Below are 4,069 nucleotides of genomic sequence, written 5' to 3'. Positions count from 1 at the left end.
TCCGCGGTCACGCCCAATCGCCATTGCGGTGTAATGGCGCGAAGCCAATTTCCACTCACATTGACCCCTCGGCTATTGCGCGAACCGTCGATATCAAATTGATAGGCCGTTATTGTGACGGCTTGATAATTCGACTCATCGTTTCGGGCAATAGCCGAGGGGTCAATGTGAGTGGAAATTGGCTTCGCGCCATTACACCGCAATGGCGATTGGGCGTGACCGCGGACGCGGGCCAAATTGACTACGCGAGCAATCTCGATGTGAAAGATGTTAACCGGTTCCGCGCTGGACTGGTTGGAGTCTATCAGTTTGGCGAAAACGGTCAGGGACAGTGGCTAACGCGAGTGGGGGCCGGCATGGACGATCCGCGCCAATCGCTATCGCGCTACGCGCGTGACTTTTTGTATGCCACCACGGCGGTAAGCTGGCAGTTTAATCCGCGAACGCGTGTGGTCGTCAGCGCGCTGTATGAGAGCAGTCAGTTCGATGAGATCTTCTTTGAGCAGCTGTATGATCGCCGACGCGAGGATGACCGTGCCCGAATCGCCGCCACTATCGACTGGTCATTTCGCCCACGATGGCGCTTGAGTCATTCGTTGGCGTACACCCAAAACGACACATTTGTTGACATTTTTGAGTACGAACGATTCGAAGCGTTGCTGCGAATTCGCTACAAATTTGACTGAAACAAGACATTGATCACAGTTTCTCTGGGCGCGCCGTGAAAGTGATCACGGCGAGGTCCGGCGCTTCTTTCTACAATAGTCAGGACTGGAAATGGCGTTTTTGCCTGTCTGCTACTGAGAAAACAAAATGAACAGATTCATTGCAAAATGTGTGGGCACCACGCTTGCCGTTGTGGCGATAGCGTGGTCGGGTGCCGCATTTGCCGATGCCGGCACAGCGATCTTTGTATACGGCAAAGTGTATGTTGCGTCGGCGGACGGCGACCGGCAGGCCCTTAAACAAGGCGACTCTGTTGCGGAGGGCGATACGGTCATTACCGCCTCCAATGGTCGCACTCAGCTTCAGATGGCCGATGGTGGTCTTTTGGCATTGCGTCCCGGTACCGAATTTAAAATCGAAGCCTTTCAGCTACCGGCTGACGAAGCGCTGACACTCGCTGAAGAACCGCGCAGTTTTTTCGTGTTGATCAAGGGCGGATTTCGCTCCATCACCGGCGCGATTGGTAAAGAAAACAAAGCCAACTACCGGGTCAACACACCGGTGGCGACGATCGGTATCCGCGGTACCGACTACGATGCCATTTACTGTTCCGCTGACTGCGAGGCGTACAGCCGTGCATTGGGCAAGGACGTGAGTGATGGATTGTATGTTGGCGTGAACAGTGGCGGTGTCGTGGTTCGAACCGACGCTGGCAGTATCGATCTCGATGCGGGTGACTACGGTTTTGCAAAAGATGCGCGCTCGGCGCCTACCGTCAGCGATGACGCGCGCAATATGATGTCGTCGCAGACGTCCGCGGCTGTCAATAGTGCCCAACCGGCCGCTGCCGATTCGGCCCAATCGTCGGTGTCGGCAGACGTTGGTGTGACATCAACAAACAGTGCTGGCGAGGTTAATGATCTTGTGGTCGGCGACACGGAAGGGTTCAGCGGCTCCGGTGCCATTGCCGTTAGTCGCTTTGGTGCGGCGGGCGACAGTGTGGTGAGCGCGCAGGGCAGTCCATTGCGCAATGCCGACGGTGCGGTCATTGGATTCTCGACGGCCACTTCGGATGTCGCGCTTGTCGGTGCCGACCCGGTCAACGTTGGACAAGATAGCGATCGCCCCGGCGCAACGAATTTGAGTTGGGGTCGTTGGGCGACCGGTACCGTGTCTGAATCAGCGGCCGCCACCACCTCTACCAATATTGACAGTAGTGTTCACTATGTGTCGGCAGCGGATGGGTCGGTGACGCCAGTGCTGCCAACCACCGGTACCGCGGACTTTGATCTAGTGGGTAACACGGACCCAACAGACAATCGCGGCAATGTGGGTACGCTGGGCTCAGCGAGTCTATCTGCGGACTTCACCGCACAAACCGTCGATGCCGACGTGTCGTTGTCCATTCAGGAAACCGCGGAAGTGTGGAATGCAAGTGCTCAAGATGTTGACATTAACACCGCAGACGCCACATTTGCCGGCGCGTTCGATTCGGTTGAAGTGTCATCGGGAGGCGCGGTTGAGCAAGGATCGGGCGACCTCGGTGGTTTCTTTAGCGGCAACGATGCCGGAGAAGTGACCGGTGCCGGTTTAACGTTCAGTTTGGAGCAAGGCGACACGACCGTAGACGGATCGGCTGCGTTCCAACGCGGTGATTGACACCGCCGATTATGGTGAATCAAGGCCCGCCTTGGCGGGCCTTTTTTGTGTTTCGCACATGCTCGCCTAGATCAACGGCCATCATCCCTCAAATTGTGATGGGTCGCACAGGCCAAATTCCAGCGATTACTTACACTTGCATCTCAGTGACGCGGAGCGTTCATGCCACCCACTCAAGTTTCAGTCCGTCTCGCCGTTCTGGCGCTAAGGAGCTGCTGACATGCGGCTGGCTTGGCTGAGCCTACCGCTTATTGCTCTCACAGCCTGTGGGGGCAGCGGCGACCGAAGCGCAACGGCGCCCCCGCGAGAGACGGCCGCGCCGCCGCCCAGTCTCTCTACGCCAAACCGAGCACCCGTCGCGATCAATGATTTCGCTTCAGTGGAGAGTGGTTCATTAGCCGTAGACGTACTGAGTAACGACAGCGACCCGGATGGGGACTCACTGTCAATCGTGTTTACCGGACGTCCAGCAAACGGACGCGTGAGTATCGACAGTAACGGTACGCCAACGGTATCGGGCGACGATGCGCTGGTGTACGAGGCGAACCCGGGATTTGTGGGAACCGACGTGTTCTCCTACACGGTGTCCGATAGTCGGGACGGTCGCGCCAACGGTTATGTGAGTGTGGTCGTCGGCGCGGTGGGCTCGATACCGGCGTCCGCGCTGAACCAACCACCTATCGCGCAAACCGATAACGTATCCACGCAGGCAGCGCAGACTCTCTCGGTCGACGTACTGGCGAATGACAGCGATGCAGACAATCAACCCTTGCAGCTATTGGGATTCTCTGGCGCGTCAAACGGCAGTGTTGAGCGATTCGACAATGACACGCCCGGCGACTTATCGGACGATCAATTGCGCTACACGCCAAATCCAGGGTTTGTGGGCGACGATCAGATGGCGTACTCAATAACGGACGGCATCGACGTCACGCGTGGGACAGTCAATGTTGTGGTGTCAGAGATTGGACAAGTGGTGATGCCACCGGCCGACGCCTGCGGAATCGTGACGCTAGGCCCGGTCAACGCCGCGGATGTGTCGCTTTTTGAGATGGACGCACAGGGCCTGCCAACCGGCCTGCCAGTGGCTCAAACGCTGACCGATGCGCAGGGGCGATGGTGCGTTAATTTACCCGCAACGCGAGGTTCGTTGCTGGTGCAAGCGCGTGGCGGATTCTATCCAGATCCATCCGATTCGCGCTACGAAGAAGGCCGCGCACGACTTATTGTGCTCAACGAACAGCTGGCGCTGGAGTCCGTTCTGTTCGATGGCGAGACGTTTGCCGCGGTGACGGTATTCAGCAGTGCGATGGTAATAAAGGCCCGGCGAGAAGCGCCCGGTGATAGTTTTATGGCAGCACTCGACCTCAACCGGATTCAGGCAACCACCGCGTTTGGTTTTGATGTGCTCTCCAGCGACGTTGCCGATCCGGTGATGCCCGAGCAAGTCGCAACCGACGTATCACGCCGTTATGCGATGACCGTGGGGGCCGCTGCGACCAGCCTTAATCAGTTGGCGGTAGACCTTAATGTGCCGGCACCCAATTATCTGCTCGTCGGCGCGCTGATTCGCGACCTGTCTGAGTGCGGGTTGGACGGACGTGATACGGCGGGTCCGATCGAAGTGCTCGTCGCTGGTGTGCCCCAGCTCATTTCCGACACGATTGACCTCAATCTGCAGATTGTCCGGTTTCGCAACAACCTAAGAGCGGTATACGACAACGTCGAATTGGTTCAGGTCGAT

3 protein-coding genes are annotated in these 4,069 nt (G+C 57.5%); all 3 read left to right on the top strand.

What is annotated here, in order from left to right; genetic code table 11:
- Positions 1-686, top strand: a 686-nt coding sequence (locus tag AAF465_17250) for a hypothetical protein (protein MEM7084471.1), incomplete at its 5' end; no start/stop codon positions are given.
- A gap of 127 nt (positions 687-813) precedes the next feature.
- A complete protein-coding gene (locus tag AAF465_17245; GenBank protein ID MEM7084470.1) occupies positions 814-2,325 on the top strand; it encodes a FecR domain-containing protein in 1,512 nt (503 codons plus the stop codon).
- 220 nt (positions 2,326-2,545) lie between these two features.
- A partial coding sequence (locus AAF465_17240; protein MEM7084469.1) for an Ig-like domain-containing protein occupies positions 2,546-4,069 on the top strand: 1,524 nt, incomplete at its 3' end.

It is taken from the genome of Pseudomonadota bacterium, from assembly GCA_039028935.1.
Taxonomy (GTDB): Bacteria; Pseudomonadota; Gammaproteobacteria; order Steroidobacterales; family SZUA-146; genus SZUA-146.
Note: the sequence above shows the minus strand (reverse complement) of the source record. Positions and strands in the feature narration are given on the sequence as shown.

What these genes read in the sequence shown, in the direction of transcription:
- AAF465_17245 (MEM7084470.1), top strand. Translation starts at nt 814, where the DNA reads ATGAACAGATTCATTGCAAAATGTGTGGGCACCACGCTTGCCGTTGTG.